This window comes from Bradyrhizobium sp. 2TAF36 (assembly GCF_052114925.1).
GTDB classification, from domain to species: Bacteria; Pseudomonadota; Alphaproteobacteria; order Rhizobiales; family Xanthobacteraceae; genus Bradyrhizobium; species Bradyrhizobium barranii.
Genome location: NZ_JBFRFR010000025.1, coordinates 93170 through 117188 on the forward strand (window position 1 = coordinate 93170; position 24019 = coordinate 117188).

Annotated in this window: 19 protein-coding genes; 18 read left to right on the forward strand and 1 reads right to left on the reverse strand. The window is 64.5% G+C overall.

From position 1 onward, the window contains the following. Window positions 1–135 precede the first annotated feature (135 nt). The 10 genes from AB4Z51_RS16150 to AB4Z51_RS16195 all read left to right on the forward strand — a co-directional run bounded on the left by AB4Z51_RS16150 (window position 136) and on the right by AB4Z51_RS16195 (window position 8894). A complete protein-coding gene (locus AB4Z51_RS16150; protein ID WP_167767962.1) occupies window positions 136–1161 on the forward strand; it encodes an ABC transporter substrate-binding protein in 1026 nt (341 codons plus the stop codon). Window positions 1162–1190: 29 nt separating this feature from the next. Next, entirely contained in the window at window positions 1191–1895 is a 705-nt protein-coding gene (locus AB4Z51_RS16155; protein ID WP_135214124.1) for an NUDIX hydrolase, read from the forward strand. 95 nt (window positions 1896–1990) lie between these two features. Next, window positions 1991–3301 carry an ABC transporter substrate-binding protein gene (locus AB4Z51_RS16160; protein ID WP_135214125.1) on the forward strand — a complete coding sequence of 437 codons (1311 nt, stop codon included), beginning with the start codon at window positions 1991–1993 and terminating at the stop codon, window positions 3299–3301. A gap of 15 nt (window positions 3302–3316) precedes the next feature. Next, complete coding sequence (locus AB4Z51_RS16165) at window positions 3317–4084, forward strand: ABC transporter ATP-binding protein (protein ID WP_028150401.1); 768 nt, start codon at window positions 3317–3319, stop codon at window positions 4082–4084. Window positions 4085–4087: 3 nt separating this feature from the next. Further along, complete coding sequence (locus AB4Z51_RS16170; RefSeq protein WP_028150400.1) at window positions 4088–4792, forward strand: ABC transporter ATP-binding protein; 705 nt, start codon at window positions 4088–4090, stop codon at window positions 4790–4792. A 13-nt stretch (window positions 4793–4805) separates the two neighbouring features. Next, a complete protein-coding gene (locus tag AB4Z51_RS16175; RefSeq protein WP_063981643.1) occupies window positions 4806–5687 on the forward strand; it encodes a branched-chain amino acid ABC transporter permease in 882 nt (293 codons plus the stop codon). Further along, a complete protein-coding gene (locus tag AB4Z51_RS16180) occupies window positions 5684–6703 on the forward strand; it encodes a branched-chain amino acid ABC transporter permease (RefSeq protein WP_135214126.1) in 1020 nt (339 codons plus the stop codon). Before AB4Z51_RS16175 ends, AB4Z51_RS16180 begins: the two co-directional genes overlap by 4 nt. Next, window positions 6663–7592, forward strand: coding sequence for a polyphosphate kinase 2 family protein (locus AB4Z51_RS16185; RefSeq protein WP_135214127.1), 930 nt, complete (start codon window positions 6663–6665; stop codon window positions 7590–7592). The genes AB4Z51_RS16180 and AB4Z51_RS16185 overlap by 41 nt, the downstream gene beginning before the upstream one ends. Beyond that, on the forward strand, window positions 7589–8626 hold the full coding sequence (locus AB4Z51_RS16190) for a patatin-like phospholipase family protein (RefSeq protein ID WP_071910557.1): 1038 nt from the start codon (window positions 7589–7591) through the stop codon (window positions 8624–8626). The genes AB4Z51_RS16185 and AB4Z51_RS16190 overlap by 4 nt, the downstream gene beginning before the upstream one ends. Window positions 8627–8639: 13 nt before the next feature. Next, complete coding sequence (locus AB4Z51_RS16195; RefSeq protein ID WP_071910559.1) at window positions 8640–8894, forward strand: DUF3551 domain-containing protein; 255 nt, start codon at window positions 8640–8642, stop codon at window positions 8892–8894. A gap of 142 nt (window positions 8895–9036) precedes the next feature. Here AB4Z51_RS16195 and AB4Z51_RS16200 read toward each other — a convergent pair whose 3' ends face one another. Next, window positions 9037–9921, reverse strand: a complete 885-nt coding sequence (locus AB4Z51_RS16200; protein WP_167767963.1) for an MBL fold metallo-hydrolase — start codon at window positions 9919–9921, stop codon at window positions 9037–9039. Between the two features lie 723 nt (window positions 9922–10644). Here AB4Z51_RS16200 and AB4Z51_RS16205 point away from each other — a divergent pair. From AB4Z51_RS16205 to AB4Z51_RS16240, 8 genes are all read left to right on the forward strand, one after another. Beyond that, window positions 10645–12978 (forward strand): mechanosensitive ion channel domain-containing protein, encoded by a 2334-nt coding sequence (locus AB4Z51_RS16205; RefSeq protein WP_441497630.1) that lies wholly within the window; start codon window positions 10645–10647, stop codon window positions 12976–12978. 99 nt (window positions 12979–13077) lie between these two features. After that, a complete protein-coding gene (locus tag AB4Z51_RS16210; RefSeq protein WP_135214131.1) occupies window positions 13078–14076 on the forward strand; it encodes a tripartite tricarboxylate transporter substrate-binding protein in 999 nt (332 codons plus the stop codon). 219 nt (window positions 14077–14295) lie between these two features. Next, the gene (locus AB4Z51_RS16215; protein ID WP_441497642.1) at window positions 14296–15891 is read left to right on the forward strand and encodes an NAD-dependent malic enzyme; all 1596 of its coding nucleotides are present in this window, start codon (window positions 14296–14298) and stop codon (window positions 15889–15891) included. 201 nt (window positions 15892–16092) lie between these two features. Next, a complete protein-coding gene (locus AB4Z51_RS16220; protein WP_014493096.1) occupies window positions 16093–16485 on the forward strand; it encodes a BlaI/MecI/CopY family transcriptional regulator in 393 nt (130 codons plus the stop codon). Next, entirely contained in the window at window positions 16482–19001 is a 2520-nt protein-coding gene (locus AB4Z51_RS16225) for a M56 family metallopeptidase (protein ID WP_135214133.1), read from the forward strand. Before AB4Z51_RS16220 ends, AB4Z51_RS16225 begins: the two co-directional genes overlap by 4 nt. 62 nt (window positions 19002–19063) lie before the next feature. After that, window positions 19064–21076 carry a serine hydrolase gene (locus AB4Z51_RS16230; RefSeq protein ID WP_244623081.1) on the forward strand — a complete coding sequence of 671 codons (2013 nt, stop codon included), beginning with the start codon at window positions 19064–19066 and terminating at the stop codon, window positions 21074–21076. A gap of 185 nt (window positions 21077–21261) precedes the next feature. Beyond that, window positions 21262–22743, forward strand: coding sequence for a DUF1800 domain-containing protein (locus tag AB4Z51_RS16235; protein ID WP_441497631.1), 1482 nt, complete (start codon window positions 21262–21264; stop codon window positions 22741–22743). 2 nt (window positions 22744–22745) lie between these two features. Next, complete coding sequence (locus AB4Z51_RS16240) at window positions 22746–23996, forward strand: DUF1501 domain-containing protein (RefSeq protein ID WP_135214135.1); 1251 nt, start codon at window positions 22746–22748, stop codon at window positions 23994–23996. The last annotated feature ends 23 nt before the right edge of the window (window positions 23997–24019 follow it).

Genomic DNA, 24019 nt, shown 5'->3' on the forward strand with positions numbered 1-24019 from the left:
GATCCTCCCCATCAAGAATTGTTCTTGTCTGAGCATGTTATTGCGCCGAAAGGCCAATGGCCAGTGCCACTTAAGCGGTGCTTCTCAAGCCAGTCCCGCTGCTCTATGGTGCCGCCGGCCGAATGGAGGAAACCAATGAAGAACACGATTGCCAGGCTCGCCGGCGCGCTGCTCGCGCTGACGTTCACCACCGGTCTTGCCGCGGCGCAAAGCAAGGTGACCATCGCGATCGGAGGCGGCGCCTGCCTGTGCTATCTGCCCACGGTGCTGGCCAAGCAACTCGGCGAATACGAGAAGGCGGGCCTCAATGTCGAGCTCGTGGACCTCAAGGGCGGCTCGGACGCGCTGAAGGCCGTGCTCGGTGGCAGCGCCGACGTCGTCTCCGGCTATTTCGACCATTGCGTCAATCTCGCCGCCAAGAAGCAGGAGCTTCAGGCCTTCGTGGTCTATGACCGCTATCCCGGCCTCGTGCTGGTGGTCGCGCCCTCGCGCACCAATGACATCAAGTCGGTCAAGGACCTCGCCGGCAAGAAGGTCGGTGTCAGCGCGCCCGGCTCCTCCACCGACTTCTTCCTCAAATATCTCCTGAAAAAGAACGGGCTCGATCCCGCCGGCACCGCCGTGATCGGCGTCGGCCTCGGTGCCACCGCGGTCGCCGCGATGGAGCAGGGTCAGCTCGATGCGGCCGTGATGCTCGATCCCTCCGTCACCGTGCTCCAGGGCAGCCACAAGGATCTGCGCATCCTCAGCGACACCCGGACCCAGAAGGACACGCTCGAGACGTTCGGCGGCGAATATCCGGGCGGCGCGCTGTACTCGACCGTGGCCTGGATCAACGGCCACGAGAAGGAAACGCAGGCGCTCACCAACGCAATGCTGGCCACGATCGGCTGGATCCATTCGCATTCGCCGGAGGAGATCATGGCGAAGATGCCGGACGAGATGGTCGGCAAGAACAAGGAGCTTTATCTCGCCGCGCTGAAGAACACGATCCCGATGTTCTCCGAAACCGGCAAGATGGACCCGAAGGGCGCGGACGCGGTGCTCGCGGTGTTCAGCGTCGGCTCGCCCGAGGTGGCCGCCGCCAAGATCGACGTCAGCAAGACCTTTACCAACAAGTACGTCGATCAGGCCAAGAAGACCACGGGGAACGCCAAATAACTGACGCGAAGGTGTTGTAATCAGGTGTCATGACGTCATTGGTCATTCATCGCGTCACGACGCTTGATCTTGCCGTGCGGCCAATCGCCTGGCCGTTCGCCGAAGAGCGCCGCGCCGAGATTGCGGCGCATTTCGCCGAGAAGCAGCGCGAGCGGCCGAAGATGTGGAACGGCCGCGTCCTGCTCGGGCGCGATGCCGTGTTCACGGACGGCCATCTCGCCGCGACCTATTTCGAGACTGATTTCGCGAGCTTCCTTGCCTGGCGCGACTGGGGCTTTCCCGACAAGGCCGTGTTCAACGGTTTTGGCATGGGCGCGCTGCGCGCCTCCGACGGCGCCTTCATCATGGGCGAGATGGCGCAGCACACCGCCAATGCGGGCCGCATCTATTTCCCCTCGGGCACGCCCGATCTGGACGACGTCAGTGACGGCGCGCTCGACATTCCCGGCAGTGTCATCCGCGAACTCGGGGAAGAGACCGGCTTGACCGCGGCCGACTACCGGACCCAGCCGGACTGGCACTGTGTCGTCACTGGTCCGTCGATTGCAATGATTCAAATTATCAACCTGGACATGCCGGGTGACGTGGCCCGGGCCCGGATCGAGGCCAACCTCGCCCGCGAGGACGATCCGGAGCTGTCGGCCATTCATCTTGTGCGCGGGATGAGTGATCTCACGCCGACCATGCCGCGATTTGTCACGGCCTTTATCGAGCAGCAGTTCGCGTCGCGCTGAAGCGCGAGGCTTGACATCGCTGCCCCCAGCCCATGTGATGGGCCAAAAAGCAAAAGCAAGAAGACTGCAATGCACAATCGTCCAGGGAGGTTTTGATGCGCCTGCGCATGGCTGCCCGCTTGGTACGTGGGCTGTTGGTCGCGATATCAGCGACGGGCTTGATGGCTTCGGCTCAGGCTCAAGAGAAGAAGATCAAGATCGGCGTTGTTTTCGACCTTACCGGGCCTCTCGCGGGCGGTGGATCTGAGCTCGGCTATATCGGCGCAAAGATCATTCTCGACTACTTCGCCAAGACCGGCGTCGAGGGCTACAAGATCGAGGCGGTCTACGCCGACGCGCAGAGCAAGCCCGACATCGCCATCAACGAATCCGTCCGCCTGCTCGAGCAGGAGAAGGTGGACATGGTCCTCGGCTTCTTCTCATCGGCGCAATGCGTGCCGGTCGCTGCCCGCGTCGAGCAGCTCAAGAAGTTCATGTGGATGACGACCTGCATCTCGTCGGCCGTGTTCAACGACAAGGGCTACAAATACGTTTTCCGCCCGCAGGCGAGCGGCGACCAGTTCGGCATGATGACGATGGATTTCATCGCGCAGAATGCCAAGGCGAAGTTCGACAAGGAGCCGAAGGACCTGCGCGTCGCCATCATCCACGAGGATGGCGCCTATGGCGTCGACGTCTCCAGGGGCAACGAGGCCGGCGCGAAGAAGGCGGGCTTCAACGTTGTGATGAAGGAAGGCTATTCGGCGACGGCGCCGGATCTCTCCGCGTTGGTGACCAAGCTGAAGCGCGCCAAGCCCGATGTCATTTTCCACACCGGCTACAACCCTGACATCACGCTGTTGCTGCGCCAGGCCCGCGAGCAGGGGCTGAAGTTCGGCGCGCTGATGGGCCATGGCGCCGGCTACGGCGTCTACGAGAAGCTGAAAGAGGGGATGGGGGCTGACGCCACCTACATCTTCAACACCGACCCGATCTCGATCTGGCTCGCCAACCAGAAGACCATGGATCCGAAGCTCCCGCCCGTGATCAAGATGGTCGGCGAGGAGTTCGACAAGATCAGGCCCGGCGTTGCCATCCGCTCCGCGCATGTCGGCATCGGCGCGTCCAACACTTACGTGTTCATGAGTGATGTGCTGCCGCGCGCGATCAAGAAGTATGGCGGCGTCGATCCCGACGCGCTGCGCAAGGCCGCGCTCGACACCGACATCCCCGAAGGCGGCACGATGCTCGGCTTCGGCGTCAAGTTCTACGGCGAGGGCACGCCGATGGCCGGGCAGAACGAGCGGTCGTTCCCGGTCGTGATCCAGTACATCGACGACAAATCCTCTGTGGTGTGGCCCAAGAGTCAGGCGCAGCGCGAGGCCGTGCTGCCGCTGCCGAAGGGCACCACCTACAGCAACCAGTAGCGGCGGAGCAGGGCGGTGCTGGAAGTCAGCGGGCTGGTGAAGCGGTTTGGTGGCTTCACCGCCGTCAACAACGTGTCGTTTCGGGTCGATCAGGGCGAGATCCTCGGCTTGATCGGCCCCAACGGCTCGGGCAAGAGCACGATCTTCAACATGCTCTCCGGCACCCTGGCGCCGACATCCGGCTCGATCCTGTTCGGCGGCGCCGAGATCGCAGGCCTAGCGCCGCACCGGATCATCAACAGCGGCATCGGCCGTACCTTCCAGATTCCGCGGCCGTTCCGACGCCTGACAATCTTCGAGAATGTCGCACTGGCCGGCTTCTACGGCCAGGGCCGCCACAGTCGTGCCAGGGCGGAGGAGGCGGCCGAGCGGTCACTTGCGATGGTGGGCTTGCCGACCGATCGCCATGCCAGCGTCGATGGCCTGGGCGCAGCCGGCCTGAAGAAGCTCGAACTTGCGAAGGCGCTCGCGACCGCGCCAAAACTGCTGCTTGCGGACGAGAGCCTCGGCGGTCTCGACGAGACCGAGATGGACCAGGCGGCGGACATGCTGCGCAACATCCGCGACGAGCTCGGCATCACCATCATCTGGGTCGAGCACATCATGGGCGTGCTGATGCGCGTCGTCGACCGCGTGATGGTGCTCGATCACGGCGAGAAGATCTCGGAAGGCTTGCCGAGCGCGGTTGCCGGCGACCCGCGCGTCATCGAGGTCTATCTCGGCACCGATGCCGAGACCACGCAGGCCGCGGCGGCGGAAGCGCGCCGCCGCTCGGGAGGCTAGACGATGCTGGAGCTTCGTTCGGTCAGCGCGGGTTACGGCACGTTCCAGGCGCTGTTCGACGTCAATCTCGACGTGAAGGCGGGCGAGGCCGTCGGCGTCATCGGTCCGAACGGCGCCGGCAAGACCACGCTGATGCGCGTCATCTCCGGCCTGATCCGTCCCACGCGCGGGTCGATCAGGATGGAGGGCGTCGATGTCGTGGCGACGCCGCCGCACAAGATCGTCAGCCTCGGGATCGCCCATGTGCCGGAGAACCGGCGGCTGTTTCCGCAGCTCACGGTCGACGACAATCTCAAGATGGGCGCCTTCATGAAGGAGGCGCGCGGCCACTATGCCGAGCGGCTGGATGTCGTGTTCGACCTGTTTCCGCGCCTGAAGGAACGCCGCCACCAGATGGCCGGCACCATGTCCGGCGGCGAGCAGCAGATGTGCGCGATCGGCCGCGCGCTGATGTCGAATCCAAAACTCCTGCTGCTCGACGAGCCGTCGGCGGGGCTGGCGCCGGTCGTGGTGCAGCAGGTGTTCGAGCTGGTGAAGCGAATCCGCGCCCGCGGCCTGACGGTGCTGATCGTCGAGCAGAACGTGCAGCAGGTGCTAAAAGTGGTTGATCGCGCTTATCTGATCGAGGCGGGCACGATCCGGGCGTCCGGCACCTCGGCCGAGATGCTGGCGAGTGACACGGTCAAGGAAGCGTATCTCGGGGTATGAGGTTCATGCAGGCATGCAAGCTTTTTTGGGCATTTTCGACATCTATCTGCTGGAGGCCGTGATCAACGGCATCCTGCTCGGCGGCGTGCTGGCACTGCTCGCGCTCGGGCTCAACTTGATCTTTGGCGTCATCGACGTGACCTGGATCTGCTACGCAGAGCTGGTGATGATCGGCATGTACGCCATGTATTTCATCGTGCAGTACTACGGCCTCAGCTACTTCATCGCAGCGCCGTTCACCATTTTGCTCGTCGCGATCCTCGGCGCTGCGCTGCACTACCTCGTGATCGCGCCGCTGCTCACCGCGCCGCCGATCAACCAGCTGCTTGCGACAGGCGGGGTGCTGTTCGTGCTCCAGAGCTTTGCCACCGTCGCCTTCGGCATCGACTTCCGCAATCTCGGCATCCGCCTGCCGGTGCTCGCCTTCGGCGACATGAATTTCAGCTACGCGCGGCTGCTATCCTTTCTGGCCGCGCTGGTCGGCATGGTCGCAGTGTACCTGTTCATGACCCGCACCTTCACCGGCACCGCGATCCGCGCCATCTCCCAGGATCGGCAGATCATGGCGCTGATGGGCGTCGACACGAAGAGAATGTATCTCATCACCTCCGCGCTCGGCGGCGCGCTGGCTGGGCTCGCCGCTTGCCTGCTGGTGCTGCAATATGACGTGCATCCCTTCGTCGGCCTCTCCTTCGGACCGATCACCTTCCTGATCTGCGTGCTCGGGGGGCTCGGCAATTTCATCGGCGGCTTCATCGCCGCCTTTGTGTTCGCCGAGATCATATCGCTCGGCGGCCTGTTCTCCGACCTCGAATGGGGCTACGTGCTCGCCTTCGCCTTCTTCATCGTCATGATGTTCATCCGGCCCGCGGGCCTGCTTGCGAGGCGCCGATGATGGGGCAGGGGCGGCTTGCGGCATGGGCGGTGGGGCTGGCGGCGCTGGTCGCGCTGCCCTTCGTCTATCGCGATCCCTATCATCTGCACATCCTGGTGCTGATCCTGATCTGGTCGTTCGCCTACACGTCCTGGTCGATGATGGGACGGTTCGGTCTGGTCTCGCTCGGCCATGGCGGCTTCATGGGGATCGGCGCCTATGTCACCGCGCTGCTGTGGAATCATCTGGGCTGGTCGCCCTGGATCGGCATTCCAATCAGCATGGTTGCGGCGGGTGCGCTGGCGCTGATCGTCGGTTACCCCTGCTTCCGCTTCCGCATCACCGGACATTATTTCGTGCTGGTGACGCTGGCGCTGTCAGGCATCGTGCTCCAGGTCATCACGGCCACGCGCGACTATACCGGCGGCTCGCTCGGCTATACGCCAAATCGCGCCTCGGGCAACAAGCTGCTGGCGCTGCAATTCGACGACAAGACGACCTGGTATCTGATCGCGCTCGGGGTCTGGCTTTTCGGCATCGTGGTCTGGCACTGGGTCGACCGCAGCATGGCCCGCTACGCGCTCGAGGCGATCTCGGAGGACGAGGATGCCGCGGCCGCCGCCGGCGTCGATGTCACCGCGGAGAAGCTGAAAATCACGCTGCTCAGTGCGGTGATGACGGCGCTCGCCGGCGCAATCTACTGCCAGTACCAGATGTTCATCACCCCCGACACCGTCAGCGGCATCGCGGTGTCGCTCCAGATGGTGTTCGCGGCCATTGTCGGCGGCCTGTTCGTCTCGCTCGGCCCGACCTTTGGCGCTGTCATCACCATTCTGCTGGCGGAAACCCTGCGTATCGGCTTCGGCACCAAGGCGGTCGGCTGGGACAACCTCGTCTATGGCGTGCTGCTGGTCCTTTTCATCATATTCCTTCCCAAGGGCATCCTTGGTAGCCTGCTCGACCGATTGAAGCCGCAACGCAAGGTGCCCCGCGCTCATGAGCAAGAAGCCGTCCAAATCGCTCGCCCAGGAACTTGACAGCTACATCACGCCGTTCCGTTACGACGGATCGGGCAAGTTTCACCTCAAGGATTACAAGACCAACGAGAAGGGCGATCTCGACAAGGAGAAGGCGCAGGAGATTCTCGACGCCAACAAGAAGCGGATGATCGAGTTTCAGGAGAAGCTCTACGCGCAGGACCGCTGGTCGGTGCTGATCGTGCTCCAGGCCATGGACGCCGCCGGCAAGGATTCTGCGATCAAGGCGATCTTCGAGGGCATCAACCCGCAGGGCTGCGAGGTCCATGCTTTCAAGGCGCCGAGCACCAAGGAGCTCGATCACGATTTCCTCTGGCGCCACGCGATCGCGCTGCCCGAGCGCGGCCATATCGGCATCTTCAACCGCTCCCATTACGAGGAGTGCCTGGTCACGCGGGTGCATCCGGAGATTCTTGCCAAGCAGAAGCTGCCGCAAAGGCTCGTCACCAAGAACATCTGGAAGGAGCGGTTCGAGGACATCTCCGCCTTCGAGCGCCACCTCAGCCGCAACGGCACGGTGGTTCTGAAATTCTTCCTCAATCTATCCAAGGAGGAGCAGCGCGAGCGCTTCCTTGAGCGGCTCGAGGAACCGGCCAAGCAGTGGAAGTTCTCGATGGACGACATCAAGGAGCGCGCGCTRTGGCCGCGCTACCAGGCGGTCTATCAGGACATCGTCCGGCATACGGCAACGTCGCACGCGCCCTGGTATGTCGTGCCGGCCGACCACAAATGGTTCGCGCGCGTCGTGATCGGCTCGGCGATCGTCGCGGCGCTCGAAAAGCTGGACCTGCGCTTCCCCCGCGCCGACAAGGCCTCGCTTGGCGAATTCGACGAAGTGCGCAAGGCGCTGGAGCACGAGGGGAAGGGAGGCAGGAAGCCCGCAAAGTGACCGCCCGTGAGACCAGCAACCAGAAGAACGTCAACTTCGCGCTTCAGGGCGGCGGCGCGCACGGCGCCTTCGTCTGGGGCGTGCTGGACCACGTGCTCGAGGACGGCAGGCTCGCCATCGAGGCGATCAGCGCTACAAGCGCGGGCGCGATGAATGCGGTGGTGCTGGCCTCAGGCATGGCCATCGGCGGAGCCGAGGGGGCGCGGCAGAACCTGCATGCGTTCTGGTACGAGGTCTCGCGGATGGATCAGGTCTATGACCTGTTCTCGCCACTCAACCAGTTGATCCAGGCCCTCAAGCTGCCGCCGGAATATCACCCTGTCCATGCTTTCATCCACACGCTGACGCACACGGTGCCGCCGAACCTGCTCAACCCCCTCCACTTCAATCCGCTCCGGTCGTTGCTGCTACGCGTGGTCGATTTCGATCGGCTCAATTCATCGCCGGACGCACCGCAGCTATTTCTCAACGCCACGAATGTCCGTACCGGCAAGATCAAGGTGTTCCAGACGCCGCTGCTCAGCGCGGAGACCGTGCTCGCCTCGGCTTGTCTGCCGCCATATTTCCAGGCGGTCGAGATCGACGGCGAGCATTATTGGGATGGCGGCTATCTCGGAAATCCCGCGATCTTTCCGCTGATCTATCGAAAAGGTAGCCAAGACGTCATCATCGTGCAGGTGACCGCGATCCGGCGTGACGAACTGCCGGCGAGTGCCGCCGACGTTCTCCATCGCATCAACGAGATCAGCTTCAATTCGTCACTGATGCGTGAGATGCGCGCGATTGCCTTCGCGACCCGGCTGATCGATAATGGCGAGCTCGATCGCAACACGCACAGCCGCATGTTCATGCACTGGATTGGAAACGACCAATTGATGTCGCAGCTCGGAACGGCCACGCAGTTCCATCCCGAATGGAGCCTCTTGTGCCGCCTGCGTGACGAGGGGCGCGAGGCCGCGCGAATCTGGCTGACGCAAAACTTTGACTGGATCGGCAGCTCGTCGACGGTTGATTTGACTGAGATGTTTCTCTGATTTCGAGGTTGTCGTGTACAAGCCTGCTGTCGTCGTTTCCCTGTTCGCCGCGCTCTTGATCGCCGGTTCCGCGCGCGCCCAGACCTATGGGGGCGATGCGCCGGTCTGCCTGCACGTCTTCGGCGAGTTGGAGGGCGAGCGGATGGACTGCATTTTCTCCTCGTTCGCCCAGTGCCAGGCAAGCGCGCAGGGGCGTCCGGCGACATGTCTGACGAATCCGTATTTCGCGCAGGCGCCGTCGGCGAGGACAGGGCGGCGCGTTCGCTAGCGGCGATCCCTAGGGTGGGCAAAGCAAAGCGTGCCCACCAATCTTCATCCGGCGAGAGGTGGTGAGCACGGCGCAAGAGCGCCTTTGCCCACCCCACGATCTCAGCGCGAGCGAAGCTCGTCGCGTCTGAGCAAGCCGACCCTCAATACCCGCGGCCCCACCAGTAGCAGAAGCGCTCGATATTGGCGGGAAGGGCGGTCTCGTAATTCGCCCATTTCTCGTATTTCGGCAGCTTCACTTCCTTCATCGCGGTGTCGAAGCATTTGCCGGCATCGGCGGCCTTCTTCACCTCTGCGGACAGATCTTCCATGTAGGCGATGTCGTCCTCGACGTCCTTCTTGGTGCCGAAGCGCCCGCCGGCATAGGGATGGCCGGGGATCATCCGCTCCCAGTCGAGCGAGGCCAGCTTCTTTAGCGAGGCGATATACTCGATCGGCGAGGCGTTGTCGGGAATGTTGCGGAACTGCACGGACTCGATCGGCGCGAAGTCGACGACGAAGACGATCTTCTCCTTCGGCAGCCGCATCACCAGCGAATTGTCGGAATGGTTGCGGCCGACATAGTTCAGYTCGAGCGTGGTGCCGCCGAGCGTGATGCTCTTCTTGTCGTCGATCACCTGGTCCGGCATCACGACATCGGCGAGCAGCGAATTCTGCTTCTTTAGCTCGAGCAGGCGCTCCTTGGTCCGCCGGTGCGCAATGAAGGTGGCACCGAGATCCTTGAAGGGCTGGCCACCGGCGATGTGGTCGTAATGGTGGTGGCTGTAGATGACGTATTTGATCGGCTTGTCGGTGACGGCCTTGATGGCGTCGATATAGGGCTTTGCCGGACGCAAATATGAGATCGGGTCGGTCGCGATCACGCCCTGCGGCGTCACGACGAACATCGACTGATGACCGCCATAGCGGAAGACGTAAACGTTCTCGGTGCCGTCGACCTTCTTGGTCGAGGTCTGCGGCGGGGTCTGCGCGAAGGCTGATCCAGTCAGGAGGGCCGCAACAGCGGCGATGCAAAGTAATGCTTTCATGTCTTGCTTTCTGGAAATGGATGGAATGCGGAAGGCGAATGGACTCTCTGACACAAACGCGGCGGGAGGGAATTTATTCCCTGATCCACTGCGATCAATCTGTCGAGGTGGGAGGGAACACGGCCTCAAATGTGATACCGGCACCATTGATCCTGCTTGACAGTTTTATGTCACGGGAGGAGCATGCTGTTGGTCGCAAACAAGCGACGCGTCGTCCACCTCAAGAGCAAGGGGAGGTCTATGACACCACCTCCGCAGATCCAGCCGCGTTAAGTGCGATGGAGCTCGTTCGGACTATCGCATAGCGGCAGAAACCGCGAACGGCACGCCGGGTAAAGGTTTAGCGGGCTGCATCAGTGAGGCAAAGCCCCTACCTACCCGGCGCTGTATTTTGCATCACACCGATCGTGTCGGATGGCCGTGATGCGGCCGCCATGACAGGCGCTTTGACATCCTGCTTTCTCCTCCTCCTCGCCGTCATTCCGGGCCGACTCCCGGAATGACGGGAGGATTCTGTTGTGCGCATCGCACATCGATTGATGTCCGGCCGCGCGGAGCCGACGGTTCCCGTTCCTGCATTGCGGCAAATGCCAAGAGAATGTCGCCTCGTTGGCCAACTTCCGACACAGCGCCGGGGCGAATAGCGTCGATACGACATGACGCAGTGCTTCGGCGGCGACAGTCCCGACTCCGCCAGCGCATGCGCTTTTCCAGGGAATCCTCGTGTCGCACAAGCTTGCCCCGGCGTTCCTCGCCGCTCTCTTCATCGCGATCTCATCTCTTTCCACCGTTCGCGCCGAGCCGCCGGCCGCCAACAGGGCTGCCGCACTGTCGCCGGAGGAAGCCAAGCGGGCGCTGGAGACGCTCCAGGACGACAAAAAACGTGCGCAGATGATCGATACGCTGCGCGTGATCGCGAATGTGCCCGGTCAGCAGCAGCCCGTGCCCGCCGCGCCGGAGCAGAAATCGCCGATCCCGCTCTCGGCCGACGGCCTTGGCGCACAGCTCCTGCTCACGGTGTCGGAAGAGATCGGCGAGATCTCGCGCGAGATCGCCGACGTGGCGCGGACGCTGACGCATTTCCCCGCCTTCTATTACTGGATCGTACGGACCGCCAACGATCCCGTCGCCTACAACCTCCTGATCGAGATCGCGTGGAAGCTGGCGCTGGTGCTCGGCTGCGCCATTGCGGCGGAGTGGGTGATCTTCCGCGCGATCCGGCGGCCCGTTGCCTTCCTGGAAGGACGCGTCCCGCAAACCGCGCGCCTGCCGGCGCAGGTGCTGCCCATCGCCGATCCGTCGTCATCGGTCGCCGATGTCACGCCTGCGCCCGAACTGCACAAGCGCCGCAACAGTCTCGCACGTGTCTGGCAATTGCTGCTGCGGCTGCCCTTCGTGCTGGGGCGTCTCCTGCTCGAGCTGCTCCCCGTGTTCGTTTTCATCGGCGTCGCAACCGCATTGCTCGGCACGGAGATCGGCGATCCCGCAACCGTCCGCCTCGTGATCCTGGCCGTCGTCAATGCCTATGCCTTCTCGCGCGGGCTCATCTGCGTCGTCCGCGCGCTGGCGGGGCCGTTTGGCCTCGTTCCGGTTCGGGCAGAAACCGCGGCCTATATCGAGATCTGGGCGCGGCGCATCGTCGGCGTCGGCGTCTCCGGCATCGCCTTCGCCAATGTGGCGCTGCTGCTCGGCCTGCATCGTGCCGGCTATKCCGCGCTGCTGCGCATGGTGTTGCTGGTCGTGCATCTCTTCGTCGTCGTCATCATCCTGCAATGCCGCCGCCAGGTCGCCGAAGCCATCCGCGCGCCGGCGGAGCGGCAGGGGATCGCGGCGCGCCTGCGCAACCGCATTGCCGGCGGCTGGCACTATCTCGCCATCGCGCTCGACCTCGCGCTGTGGGCGGTGTGGGCGCTCAACATCCGCAACGGCTATTCGCTGCTGCTGCAATATTTCGTCGGCACCGTCGTGGTGGCGCTGATCACGCGCGTCGCCATCATGGTGACGCTGAGCCTGATCGACCGCGGCTTCCGCATCAAGCCGGAGATCCTCCAGCGCTTTCCGGGCCTCGAGATCCGCGCCAACCGCTATCTGCCGCTGTTGCGCAAGATCGTATCCAGCGTGATCGCGTTCATCGGCTTCGTGGCCGTGCTTGAAGTCTGGGGCGTCGACGCCATCGTCTGGTTCTATGGAGGCCAGATCGGCGGCCGGCTGATTTCGGCGGTGGCGACCATCGGCATCGCCGTGCTCATTGCTGCCGCCATCTGGGAAGCCAGCAACGCGCTGCTGGACCGCCAGATCAATACGCTGTCACGCGACGGGCACTACGCCCGCGCGGCGCGCCTGCGCACCTTCCAGCCGATGCTGCGAACGGCGCTGCTCTGCCTGATCGCCACCGTCGTCGGCCTTACCGCGCTGAGCGAGATCGGCGTCAATGTCGCGCCGCTGCTGGCCGGCGCCGGCATCGTTGGCATCGCCATCGGCTTCGGCTCGCAGAAGCTGGTGCAGGATCTCATCACCGGCCTGTTCCTGCTGCTGGAGAACACGGTCCAGGTCGGCGATAACGTCAGCGTCTCCGGCCTCTCCGGCGTGGTCGAGAACGTCTCGATCCGCACCATTCGTCTGCGCGCCGGCGACGGCGCGGTGCACATCGTGCCGTTCAGCGCGGTCACGACCATCACCAATGCCAGCCGCGGCGCCGGCAATGCGTCCGTCAGCGTCAATGTCGCCTACAAGGAAGACACCGACCGCGCCGGCCAGATTCTCAAGGACATCGTCGAGGAGATGCGCCGCGAGCCGGAGTTTCGCGCGGCAATTCGCGGCGACCTCGAACTGTGGGGCATCGACAAGGTCGATGGTGCCATGGTGTCGATCGTCGGCCAGATCCGCTGCACGGAGGCCGGCCGCTGGCCGGTCCAGCGCGAATTCAACCGCCGCATGAAGCTGCGCTTCCAGCAGAACGGCATCGAGGTCGCATCCCCGGTCCAGACCATCCTGATGCAGATCGCGCCGCCGGCTGATGGCGCCGCCAATCTGGCCCCGCGGCGGGCGGCTGGTTAGCGCTCGGCATAATTTCCAGCTTGCCTCTGCCCGCCCGGCAGCGTTCACTCCGGCCCCAGCCCGCTGACAACATGCGGGCGATGAAAAAGGGTGGATGGAATGCAGGGGCTGTGGGCCGGACTACGCGGTCATGTGATCGTCATTTGCGCATTGATCGGATCCGCGGCGTGGGCCGGACCGGCGGGCGCTCAGCCGTTCCCGTCGCGCCCCATCACCCTCGTGGTGCCGTTCGCGGCGGGCGGCCCGACCGACACGCTGGCGCGGATCCTGTCCGAGCGGATCGCCGCTCAACTGCACACGACCGTCGTGGTCGAGAACGTGGCCGGTGCCTCCGGCAGCATTGCGGGCGCCCGCGTCGCGCGCGCGACGCCTGACGGCACGATGATCACGATCGGCCATTGGGGCACGCATGTGCTGAACGGCGCGATCTTCAAGCTGCCCTATGATGTGATCGCCGATTTCGAGCCGGTCGCGACGATCGCGATGGGAACGCAGCTGATCGTCGGCCGGAAATCGCTCGAGGCCAACAATCTGAAAGAGATGATTGCGTGGCTGAAGGCCAGCCCCGGCAAGGCGACTGCTGGCACAGCTGGTGCAGGCACGGGCGCGCACGTCGCAGGCGTCTTCTTCAAGGAGAAGACCGGGACCGATTTCCAGTTCGTGCCTTATCGCGGCGCCGGACCCGCCATGATCGATCTCGTCGCAGGCCAGATCGACATCATGTTCGATCAGGCCTCGAACTCGCTGCCGCAATACAAGAACGGCGCGATCAAGGCGTTCGCAGTGACGTCGCCGACGCGGCTCGCGTCCGCGCCTGATATCCCGACCGTCGACGAGGCGGGCCTGCCCGGTCTCTACATCTCCTACTGGCACGGCATCTGGGCACCGAAGAACACGCCGAAGGAGATCGTCACAAAGCTCAACGCGGCCATCGTCGCGGTGCTTGCCGATCCCGTTGTCAAGCAGCGTTTCGCCGAATTGGGGCAGGAGATTCCGCCTGCCGACCAGCAATCGCCTTCGGCGCTCGGCGCATTCCAGAAGGCAGAGACCGAGAAATGGTGGCCGATCGTGAAGGCCGCGGACATCAAGCCCGAGTAGTCCAGCTGCGTTAACCTCCTCTCGCGCGCAAATGCCCGCTTTTCGCGAAATCTCGCTGCGGTGCGAGATCACAATCGAGCCTTGAGTCTCTACGTCCTTGATCTCAGGTGAGCGCTGGCCGACAATGCTTGCCCTTCAATAAGAAACTTCCTGGGGGAATTCGTGAATAGACCTGCTCGGGTCAGCGCCCATTCGACATCATCCGACCCCGCTCACGGCATGACGCTGCTGCGCGATCCCTTGCTCAACAAGGGCACCGCCTTCACGGAAGCGGAGCGCGACGCGCTCGGCCTTCGCGGCCTGCTGCCGCCCTGCGTGCTGACGATGGAGACGCAGGTCGAGCGCGTGCTTACCAATCTGCGCACGCTGCCGACGGACCTTGAAAAATACGTCGCGCTGAATGCGCTGCATGACCGCAACGAGGCGCTGTTCTTCCGCGTCGTCGTCGACAATATCGACGAGATCCAGCCGATCATCTACACCCCGACGGTCGGGCTCGCCTGCCAGAAATACGGCCTGATCTTCCAGCGGCCGCGTGGCATGTTCATCTCATCGCGCGATCGCGGCCAGATCGCCGAGATCCTGAAGAACTGGCCCTATCCGGCCAAGCTGATCGTCGTGACCGATGGCGAACGCATCCTTGGGCTGGGCGATCTCGGCGCCAATGGCATGGGCATCCCGGTCGGAAAGCTCTCGCTCTATTCCGCCTGCGCCGGCGTGCATCCCGAGCATTGCCTGCCGATCGTGCTCGACGTCGGCACCAACAACGAAGAGCTCTTGAACGATCCCTATTATCTTGGACTGCGCGAGCGGCGGCTCACCGGCGAGGCCTATGATAGCTTCGTTGACGAGTTCATGCAGGCCGCGCGAAAGACGTTTCCGGGCGTGCTGATCCAGTTCGAGGATTTCGCCAATCACTCGGYGTTCAAGCTGCTGCACAAATATCGGGACGAGGCCTGCGTCTTCAACGACGACATCCAGGGCACCGCGGCCGTGGCACTCGCCGGCCTGTTCTCGGCGCTGCGCGTCAATGGCGGCAAGCTCAGGGATCAGCGCATCCTATTCCTCGGTGCAGGCGAGGCGGCAACCGGCATCGCCGATCTCGTCGTCTCCGCCATGATGACGGAGGGAATTTCCGAGGCGGAAGCTCTCCGGCGCAACTGGCTGGTGGATTCCCGCGGCCTCGTCGTCGGCGGCCGTGACGGCCTCTCGGGCCATAAGCTGCGCTATGCCCATGCCGGCCAGGCGCCGATCGCCGATTTCCTCACCGCGATCAAGACGCTGAAGCCGACGGCGATCATCGGTGTGGCCGCGGTCGGCGGCGCCTTCACGCCCGAGGTGCTCAAGGCGATGGCCACGCTCAACGAGCAGCCGATCGTGTTCGCGCTCTCCAACCCGACCTCGAAGGCCGAATGCTCGGCCGAGGATGCCTACCGCTATACCGAGGGCCGCGCACTGTTCGCCTGTGGCAGTCCCTATGATCCGGTGACGCTCAACGGCCGCACCTTCGTGCCGCGCCAGGGCAACAACTCCTACATCTTCCCCGGCGTCGGCCTCGGCGTCATCGCCAGCCGCTCGCGCCTGGTGACGGACGAGATGTTCATGGCGGCCGCCCATACGCTCGCCGATTGCGTCGGCAAGGAGGACCTCGCGCAGGGCAGCCTCTATCCGGCACTCCCTCGCATTCGCGAGGTCTCGGCCCGCATCGCCGTTGCGGTGGCAGACGTCGCCTACCAGCGCGGTCTCGCCGACGGACTCGCACCCAACGACGTGAAGGGCCTGGTCCAGTCCCAGATGTACGAGCCGCAGTACTGACTGCCTCCACATCGTCATGGCCGGGCTTGTCCCGGCCATCCACGCTTTGCCGCGCGGGACGAAGAACGTGGATGCCCGGGACAAGCCCGGGCATGACGGCATAGCAACACCATTTCAGGTGGAATCGCCGTTGCGCGGCGCGGCCGCATATGCGACGATCTGTAGCGTTACAAGAAAACTCAATCCGCAAGGTCAGATGCCATGGACGATCGTTTGCCCGAACTGGGCGACCTCGAGCACGAGGTCATGCAATTGGTTTGGGCCCATGGTCCCGTTACGGCCGAGGTCGTGCGCGAGCGGCTGTCGCGGCGTCTGAAGGAATCCACGGTCCGCACGGTGCTGCGCCGGCTGGAAGAAAAGGGCTATGCTCGGCACACCGTGGACGGACGCACCTATGTCTATCACGCTGCAGAAGAGCGCGCGCGGGTCGCGGCCAAGGCGGTGCAGCGTATCGTCGACTGGTTCTGCAACGGCTCGATGGAGGAAGTCCTCGTCGGCATGGTGGACAATGCGATGCTCGACCAGCAGCAGCTGCGTACACTGGCCGACCAGGTGGCCAAGGCGAAGAAGGCGAGGGGAGTGAAGAAAGAATGATCGCAACTCTGGCTGAGGCGGCGCTACGCTCCTTCGTGCTGGGAGGCGTCGTCTGGTTCGGTCTCAACCTGTTTCGCGTGCGCAATCCGCACGTCCACATGACGGCGTGGGTCGTCGTGCTGCTGGCATCGCTGGCGATGCCCTTCGTGATGCATTGGCCGACGCTGACGATCACCCGGATGCCTCTGCCGGTATCCGTACCGGATGATTTCCTGCCGGCCGACGTCTCGATGCCGGAGGCCCTGCAACCCGCGCTGCCGATTCCGCCGGGCGCTGCTGTCGTGGCGCCGGCAAAAGCTGCTGTATCGATCAATTGGTGGCTGGTCGCCACCATCGTCTATGCCGGCGTCGCCGGCGCGTTGCTGCTGCGGCTGGCCATCGGTCTCTGCCTGACCTGGCGTCTGGCACGCGCGGCAAGGCCGATGAGCGGCCCGCAGCTGATCGACGCCGACGTGCGCGTCAGCCGCGAGGTCGGCGGTCCCGTCACGTTCGGCTCGACCATTCTGGTGCCGCCGCAGTTCTCCGGCTGGGATGCGAAGAAGCGCCTCGCGGTGCTTGCGCATGAGGGCGCGCACGTCGCCAATCGCGATTTCTATGTCCTGCTGCTCGCCTCGCTCAACCGTGCAGTGTTCTGGTTCAGTCCGTTCTCGTGGTGGCAGCTCGCGCGCCTTGCCGAGCTCGCCGAGATTATCAGCGACGCCGAGGCGATCGAAGTCATCGACGACCGGTGGTCCTATGCCGAAATCCTGCTCGATGTCGCAACCAGCGTAAATCCGCGGCCGGTGGAGCTCGCGATGGCGCGGGTATCGACCGTGCGCGCCCGCGTCGAGCGCATCATCGCGGCCGCCGCCATGCCCGTCGCGGTCGGCTGGCGCAAGCGGCTGTGGATCGCGGCCGCGATCATTCCGGCTGTGATCGTGTCCGCCGGCATGATCGCCTATCGCACCCCGGATCCCGTGCCCGTCGCCGCGGATACCGGCGAGGTGCCGGCAGAGCATTACCGCCCCTTCGTCAATTTCTACGCCATGGGTCCTGCCTCGGTGTTCGCCATCTTCCGCGAGGGCGACGACCTCTACGGCCAGCTCACCGGACAGCGCAGGCTGCGCCTGACGGTTGGCAGTGACGGCACCGCGGCCTATGCGGCCTCGTCCGGCGAGATCACGTTCCCGCTCGATGCGGAGCGCCGCTCCTCCGAGCTGACGCTGCGCATGAACGGCCGCGATATCCGCGCGGTTCGCGTCGCCGAGATGCCGACGGCGGCCGTCGATCCTGCATCGCTCGATCAATATGTCGGCTGGTACAGGATCGCGCCGAACCGCGTGCTCACCCTGCGGCGTGACGGCGATCGTCTCTGGTTGCGTGAGACGGGGCAGGGCGCAACGCAGGTCCTCGCCGAGGGCGCTGACGCCTTCTCCTTCCGCGGCGACCATCTCTTGATCTTCCTGCGCGACGAGCAGTCGAAGGTTGCACGCGTGCTGGTGCAGAGCGCGATGTTCGGCGCTCGCCTCGCGCCTCGCGTCGATGCAGCGGTGGCCCAGGCGGTCGAGGCGGATTTCACGCGCCGCCTTGCGGAAGTTCCTGACAGGTTCAGGGAGCAGGTCCCGGTCGCCGGCGGCAAGGAGATGATCTTGCGCGGGATTGAAGACTTACGCCGCGGCACGCCGAACTACGAACGCATGAGCGCGCCGCTCGCAGCCAAGGTCCACCGGCAGCTCGATGAAATGCGGGGGACGTTCCAGGCGCTCGGTGCGGTGGAATCGCTCTTCTTCCGTGGCGTCGGCCCCGGCGGCTACGACATCTATGGCGCGAAGTTCGAGAACGGCACGGCCGAATTCCGCCTGATGCTCGAGCCCGACGGCAAGGCCGGCGACGTGCTGTTCCGRGCCGACGGCAATGACGAACTCGGCGGCATCGTCTCCTGTTCGGAGGAGGCGAGCGTGCGCGGCCGCGCCGGCACCTCGCCGATCAGGATCATGGTCTACAACGAGATGGGCGAGGACCTTCAGGTCTTCAATCTCGACGCTAGCGGCAATCGCAGGATGCAGAGCGTCGTCAGGCCCAACGCGACCTGGGCCTCCACGACCACCGTGAACAATCCCTGGATGATCGCCGACAAGTCGGGGCGCTGCCTTGAGGTTCTGGTGCCGGGCCGGCAGACGCGCTTCCACAACGTCGAGGCGTCAAACCTCGGTGCGCGTCCCGGCCGCGCCGCGCGCCGCGCCGTTCCGATCGCCAATGGTGAGGAGATGCTGCGCCGCTACATCGATAGTGTCGGCAAGGGCCAGCCGGACTACGAGCATATGACGTCGGAAGTGGCGGACATCACGCGCCAGCAGCTTCCGTTCGATCAGGCGATCCTGGCGCGGCTCGGCGCGTTGCGTGCGGTCTCCTTCCGCGGTGTCACGGCGCTCGACAGCGACATCTATGTCGCGCAGTTCGCCAACGGCTCGGCGGAATGGCGCATCGGCGTCAGGAACGGCACGATCACGAAGATCGCGCTCGGACCCAATTTCTAACGGTTCACATCTGCCGCAGGAGTGCCTGTTCAGATTTGTTGTGCTTCTGCGGAGACTGCGGAATGAGACTCGTCGCATCGATGTGGGCGATTCCCGTTGTGCTTTGCCTGTCGGGGACGGCGTTCGCCGATGACCTCGCGACGCCGGGCGATGCGAAAAGCCTGGGGTTCTCGGCCGCGCGTTTGGCGCGGATCGCGCCGTGGTATCAGGCGCGCTTCGATTCTTTCTCGCCGTCGGACGGCCTTCTCCCCGGTGCCGTCGTCGCAATCGCGAAGGGCGGCAAGCTCGCCTATTTGCAGGCCATCGGATTTCAGGACCGCGCCAAGACCGTCCCGATGAAGACGAATTCCATCTTCTGGATCGCCTCGATGTCCAAGCCGGTGGCCAGTGTCGCCGCCATGATTCTGGTGGATGAGGCCAAGCTCGACCTCGACGCGCCCGTCTCGCAATATCTGCCGGAGCTTGCGAACATGCGGGTCGCTTTCCAGAAGGCGGACCCGGCGACAGGCGAAATGGAGTACGGGCTCGGTCTGCCAAAACCAGCAAAACGTGCGATGACGGTTCGCGATCTGTTGCGCCATACGTCTGGCCTGATCTATCCGGAGCTCGATTTTGCCTACCCGGAACCGGGCCTTGCCGACGCAAGCGCCGACTTCGGGATCCGGACGATCCATGGGCTCTACGGCTTGAGGGCCGTGCGGAGACGCGACACGACGTTGGCGGAATTCGTGTCGAGCCTGGCCCGCCTGCCGCTCGCGCACGAGCCCGGCGAGGTCCATGAATATGGCTGGAGCGCCGAAGTGCTGAGCCGGGTCGTTGAAGTGGCGTCCGGTCAGCCCTTCGATCAGTTCCTGGAGAGCCGCATCTTTGGGCCGCTGCATATGGTCGACACCGGCTTCTTTGTACCGAAGGAGAAGCTCGATCGGCTGGTCGATTCTCCCATGCCGGAACGGCCGCCGATCTGGGATGTCACGACGCCGCCAAAGTTGTTTTCCGGCGACGGCGGACTCGTATCGACCGCGCCCGACTATCTCCGCTTTTGCCAGATGCTGCTCAATGGCGGCGAGCTCGATGGCGTGCGCGTGCTCAGCCCGCATGCGGTGAAGCAGATGACGACGAACGCACTGCCATCGGGTGTCACCATCTTCGGAGGTGACGAGGTTGGCGCCCGCGCGGGAACAACCTTCGGGCTTGGCTTCGCCATCCGCGCCGATCCGGTCCAAAGCTGGATCCCGGGAGCGGTCGGGAGCTTTTCCTGGGCTGGACATTGGAGCACGTATTTCTGGATCGATCCGGCGGAGCAATTGATCGGCGTACAGATGGTCCAGGCGACGCCCGGCAGCAAAGCGCGCCAGGCGGTGCTGTATTCGGGGATCAATCACCTCGTCTATGGCGCATTRACAATTCCCGAGTCGACCGCCGTCCCGCCGGCTGAGCCGGTGACCCTGAGCCCGGGATTGCTCGCCGATTATGCCGGAACCTATGACTTCGGCGCCACGGTGAGCTCGCGTGACAGGCAGGGCCTGGCCGATGGCAAGACCGGATGGCTTGGAATCGGGAATTTCGTCGCCATGGAGCAGGAGGGGCTGAGGATCAACAAGCCGAACCCTGGCGGCGGCCCCGCAACCAAGGTCGGTGTGACGGCGGGTGACCTCATCACTGAAATTGACGGCGCGCCGCTGAGAGGCCTCGCGCTCGCCGATGTCCTGGCCAAGCTGCGAGGGCCAGCCAACTCGACGATCAAGATGAAGCTCGTCCATAAGGGGCAAGACGGCGTGAACGACCTCAGTGTCGTGAGAGCCGACCGCCGTGTCAATTCGGTCCGGCTTCAGGTTCGCGTCGCGGAAGGCAAGCTCGTCGCGGAAGCGACGGGGGTCTGGCCGGTCCTCGAATTCGAGAAGGGCAAGGCGACCCCGTTCGTGGCGACATCAAGCAACGAATTCACCGCAGCCGACGAAGATCGTACCCGGATCGCTTTCGTCAGGGACGCCGCGGGCAAAGTCTCTGGGCTCATCTTGAATCCTGGGCCTTGGGAGCAGCACGCGGCGAAGATCGCGCTCGGGCCGAATTTCTAGGCCTCTCACGCGCGTCCGCCGGGCAGCGGATGCGCGCTTGTTCTACCGAGATAGTGCAGCGGCGTTTTCAATCCCGGCTTGCGCAAGCCGATCTCTAGTGTTACGGTCTGTAGCATTACGGTTCGTAGTCCGCACGCGGCAACATCGCGCTGCCGTCGGGTGGCTCGGAGAATTGGGCGTTCGCCATGAGCAATTCTGCAAAGGCTGAAGCGGTGCTGGCGCTTCATCGGTTCGGGATGGGGCCGCGACCGGGATCACTTGCGGCTGTCGGGACCGACCCGCGCGGCGCGTTGATCGCAGAGCTCGATCGGCCGCTCGCATTGAGCGCCGCCGCCAGCCTTCCCACCAGTGCGAAGGCCTATCGCACAGTGGCCGATGCCAATGCACGGCGAGCCGCGCGCGCCAAGCAGGCGCAGCAACAGGCCAAGAAGCAGCAGGTGGCCGCGGTGCCAACTGCTCCGGGTGACCAGGCTCAGGCTCAGGCGCAGACCGAGGGGCAAGCGCCAGCGCAGGGCCAGGCGAAGGATGCTGCCGAGATGGCGGCCAAGCAGGCGGCCGACGCCGTTCCCGATCCCGGCCGTCCGATCTACTTGCAGGAAGCCAAGCTGCGCATCGAAGCCGCGCTCGCCGCCGACATCGGCTTCGCCGAGCGGCTGGTGTGGTTCTGGTCCAATCATTTCTGCATCTCGGCCTACAAGATCCAGAGCATGTCGGGTGCTTACGAGCGCGAGGCCATTCGCGCAAATGCGCTCGGCCACTTCGTCGATCTTCTGCTGGCGGTCGAAGGCCACCCGGCGATGCTGTTCTATCTCGACAATCTGGGCTCGATGGGCGCGAACTCGATCGCCGGCATCAACCGCAGCCGCGGCCTCAACGAAAACATTGCGCGTGAGATCATGGAATTGCACACGCTGGGTGTGCGGACCGGCTACACCCAGGACGACGTGATCAGCTTCGCCAATGTGTTGACGGGATGGACGCTTGTTCCGCCCGGAGACAATCCCGAGCACGGCGGCGAATTCACCTTCAATCCGCGGCTGCACGAGCCCGGCGGGCAGACCGTGCTCGGCAAGCGCTACGAACAGGAGGATGCCGAGCAGGGCCGCGCCGTGCTGCGCGACCTCGCTGCGCATCCGGCGACCGCGACCCATGTCGCAACCAAGCTCGTACGGCATTTCGTGGCCGACGAGCCGCCTCCGCCACTCGTCGAACAAATGGCGAAGACGTTCCGCGACACCGAGGGCGATCTCAAGCAGGTCGCGATCACGATGGTCTCGTCGGACGACGCGTGGCGCGGGTCGCCGTCAAAACTGAAGCGTCCGAGCGAATGGGGCGTTGGCATGGTGCGCGCGACCGGGATTACGGTCGTCGACCCCACGCGTTTCACGGCGGGCCAGGAGCTGCTCGGCGAAGGGCTGTGGCGGCCGTCGGCGCCCAAGGGCTATCCGGATGACGAGGCAAGCTGGATCGACGGCATTGGCCGGCGGCTCGACATCGCCAACAATTTTGCCGAGCGCGTGGCGGCCACTGCTGATCCGCAGGGGATCATCGAGGACGTCTTCGCATCGCAGATCGCGCCCGAAGTGAAGCAGGCGGTCGGCCGCGCCGAGAGCCGCCAGCAGGCGCTGGCGCTGCTGTTCATGTCGGCAGATTTTCAGAGGAGGTGAGCATGGGCTTCGTCAATCATTTGCCCACGCGGCGCGAGCTTCTGGTCGGCTCCGGTGCGCTGTTCGCGTGGAGCCAGATGCCGCGGATCGCACGTGCCGAAGGGCGCGATCCGCGCCTTCTCGTCGTCGTCCTGCGTGGCGCGCTCGACGGTCTCGGTGCGGTCGCGCCGGTCGGCGATCCCGACTGGGTCGGCTTGCGCGGCGATCGCGCGCTGGTGCTGGACGGCAAGCCGCCGGCATTGCCGCTCGATTCCTTCTTCGCGCTCAACCCGGCGATGCCGAACCTGCACCGGCTCTACAAGACCGGCAAGGCCGCAATCGTCCATGCTGCCGCGACGCCCTATCGCGAGCGCTCGCATTTCGATGGCCAGGACGTGCTGGAGAGCGGGTTCACCAAGCCCGGTGCCACCGCATCGGGATGGCTCAACCGCGCGCTGCTCGCGATGGAGTCGGGTGGGCGCGTCGATCCGCGCGGCAGCCGTGCGCTCGGCATCGGCTCGGTGACGCCGCTGGTGGTGCGCGGCTCGGCGCCCGTCATGACATGGGTGCCGCAAAAACTGTTACCGGCGAGCGAGGACACGCAGAACCGCCTGCTCGATCTCTACCAGCACACCGATCCGAAGCTTGCGACCGTGCTCCAGGCACGCATGAAGCTCGCCTCGCTCGGCGGCGCGCCCGGCACGGGCGATCCGATGTCGGACGATCCGACATTGATGCCGCCCGGCATCGCGCGCGTGCGCGCCTACTTCGCCGAAGCCGCCGGCACCGCCGCGCGCTATCTCGCCAAGCCCGACGGCCCGCGCGTCGGCGCCATGGGCTTCGTCGGCTGGGATACGCATATCGCCGAAGGCGCGGCGTTGGGCCAGCTCTACAATCTGCTCGGTGCGCTCGATGGCGCCTTTGCGGCGATCGAGACCAACATGGGCGAGGCGTGGCGGGAGACGGTCGTCGCCGTCGTCACCGAGTTCGGGCGCACCGCGCGTATCAATGGCACGCAGGGCACGGATCACGGCACCGGCACGGTCGCCTTCCTCATTGGCGGCGCGCTCGCCGGCGGCCGCGTGATCGCGGACTGGCCGGGACTGAAGTCCGCGCAACTGTTCGAGGATCGCGACCTCAAGCCGACCACCGATCTCCGCGCTGTGCTGAAGGGCCTGCTCAGGGACCATCTGCGCGTCGAGCAGAAGGTGCTGGCGGATGCGGTCTTCCCCGGCAGTGCTGACGTCAAGCCGATGGGCGGCCTCGTCGGCTGACGGCGCGGCCTGCGCAACCGGAT

Coding starts and splice junctions, on each gene's coding strand:
- AB4Z51_RS16180 (WP_135214126.1), top strand. CDS start 5,684: ATGATGGGGCAGGGGCGGCTTGCGGCATGGGCGGTGGGGCTGGCGGCG.
- AB4Z51_RS16220 (WP_014493096.1), top strand. CDS start 16,093: ATGGACGATCGTTTGCCCGAACTGGGCGACCTCGAGCACGAGGTCATG.
- AB4Z51_RS16155 (WP_135214124.1), top strand. CDS start 1,191: ATGACGTCATTGGTCATTCATCGCGTCACGACGCTTGATCTTGCCGTG.
- AB4Z51_RS16175 (WP_063981643.1), top strand. CDS start 4,806: ATGCAAGCTTTTTTGGGCATTTTCGACATCTATCTGCTGGAGGCCGTG.
- AB4Z51_RS16210 (WP_135214131.1), top strand. CDS start 13,078: ATGCAGGGGCTGTGGGCCGGACTACGCGGTCATGTGATCGTCATTTGC.
- AB4Z51_RS16235 (WP_441497631.1), top strand. CDS start 21,262: ATGAGCAATTCTGCAAAGGCTGAAGCGGTGCTGGCGCTTCATCGGTTC.
- AB4Z51_RS16150 (WP_167767962.1), top strand. CDS start 136: ATGAAGAACACGATTGCCAGGCTCGCCGGCGCGCTGCTCGCGCTGACG.
- AB4Z51_RS16160 (WP_135214125.1), top strand. CDS start 1,991: ATGCGCCTGCGCATGGCTGCCCGCTTGGTACGTGGGCTGTTGGTCGCG.
- AB4Z51_RS16170 (WP_028150400.1), top strand. CDS start 4,088: ATGCTGGAGCTTCGTTCGGTCAGCGCGGGTTACGGCACGTTCCAGGCG.
- AB4Z51_RS16240 (WP_135214135.1), top strand. CDS start 22,746: ATGGGCTTCGTCAATCATTTGCCCACGCGGCGCGAGCTTCTGGTCGGC.